Origin of the sequence: Nocardiopsis sp. TNDT3 (assembly GCF_003427465.1) — a bacterium.
Lineage (GTDB): Bacteria > Actinomycetota > Actinomycetes > Streptosporangiales > Streptosporangiaceae > Nocardiopsis > Nocardiopsis dassonvillei.
This window is the reverse complement of sequence record NZ_QPFC01000988.1, coordinates 1-1,379: the sequence shown is the minus strand read 5'-3', so window position 1 is coordinate 1,379 and position 1,379 is coordinate 1. Positions and strand designations below refer to the sequence as shown.

General features: G+C 73.3%; 1 protein-coding gene and 1 pseudogene. Both read left to right on the top strand.

Annotated features, from left to right (window positions below):
* Nucleotides 1-581 precede the first annotated feature (581 nt).
* Nucleotides 582-1,067 (top strand): Holliday junction resolvase RuvX, encoded by a 486-nt coding sequence (ruvX, locus tag DQW06_RS22675; protein WP_013154090.1) that lies wholly within the window; start codon nt 582-584, stop codon nt 1,065-1,067.
* Nucleotides 1,067-1,379, top strand: a pseudogene (locus tag DQW06_RS29655) (hypothetical protein); the annotation flags it as partial. The gene ruvX and the pseudogene DQW06_RS29655, both read left to right, overlap by 1 nt.

The following is a 1,379-nucleotide window of genomic DNA, read 5'->3' as shown; positions in this document are numbered from 1 at the left end:
GCGCGGCACCGGTGCCGCGCACGCCCGACGCGTGTGCGCGGGCGTGTGTCCGGCGTGACGAGGACCACCCGGCCCGGCCGTTTCCCCGGGCGCGCCGACCGAACCCCGCGTGGACACTAAATGAATATGTAACATAACCAAGCGTGACTATGTGGAGGATTCCACGGTGCTCGGGCACGCTTGCCCCCACCGGGCCCGGACCCGCCGCCACCTGCGGGGGAACCGCCCCGGGCCCGGCGGCCGGGTGTCGCGGCGGCGTTCGCCCGCGCAGCACCGGCTCCGGGGTGTTTTACACTCTGACGGAGCGCGTCCGACCCGGACCCCGCCGGAACCGCCCCGTACGAGGCGGCCGACGCGGCCCGCGGCCCCGCACGGCGCCCAACACCGTTGAGGCTGCGTGCTGTCATCGAATCGGGCATACTGTGGCGCGTCACAGCCGATCACACGGCTGTCTGTGCGGACTTTCCCGCGATCCAGCTGACGAACAGGACCACCGTGTTGAGGATTTCCCAGCCGCGGTGCCGTGTCCGCAACGGCACGGCCCGCCCGAGCACCGCTCCCGGTTCCGGGAAGAGGTCCTCGTGAGGCACGGTGTGCGCCTGGCCGTCGACCCCGGCAACGCACGCATCGGAGTCGCCGCGAGCGACCCCAGCGGCATGCTCGCCAGCCCGGTCGAGACCATCCGGAGGGGAAAGGGCGACACGCAGCGCATCGCCCTGCTGGTCCTGGAACGGCAGGCACGGGAGGTCGTGGTGGGCTACCCCGCCTCGCTGTCGGGGGAGGAGGGCCCGGCGGCCCGCTCCGCGAGGGATTTCGCGCGTACGCTCGCCGCTCTCCTGCACCCCGTCCCCGTCCGCCTGGTCGACGAACGCCTCACCACGGTGACCGCCCAGAGCCAGCTGCTCTCCGGCGCCTCCTTCGCCGCCAAGGGCGCCAAGGGCGGCCGGGCCCGCAGGTCGGTCATCGACCAGGCCGCCGCCACCGTGCTCCTCCAGAGCGCCTTGGACCAGGAACGGTCAACAGGCCATCCCCCGGGCGAGATCGTCCGCTCCAGCCAGGGAGAATGATGAACGACAGGGATGACTACCCCGACACTCCCTATCGTGGGCGAGCCGACCGCGAGCGCGGTTACGACTACGACCCGCTCAGCGGCCCCCCGCCCGCGCAGCCGCCCTCGCGCGGCCGCAGGGCGCGCCCCGAACCGGCGGACTGGAACGAGGACTCCGGCACGGGTGAGTTCCGCACCTCCCGGCACGCATCCCGCGGCGGCGGGTACGACCCGCTGAGTCCCGAAGGACAGCCGTCCGGGCGCCGTCACCGCGCCGAGCCGCCGGCGGAAGGCCCTTCAGGTCCTTCCGGCCCCTCCGGTCCCTCGGGCC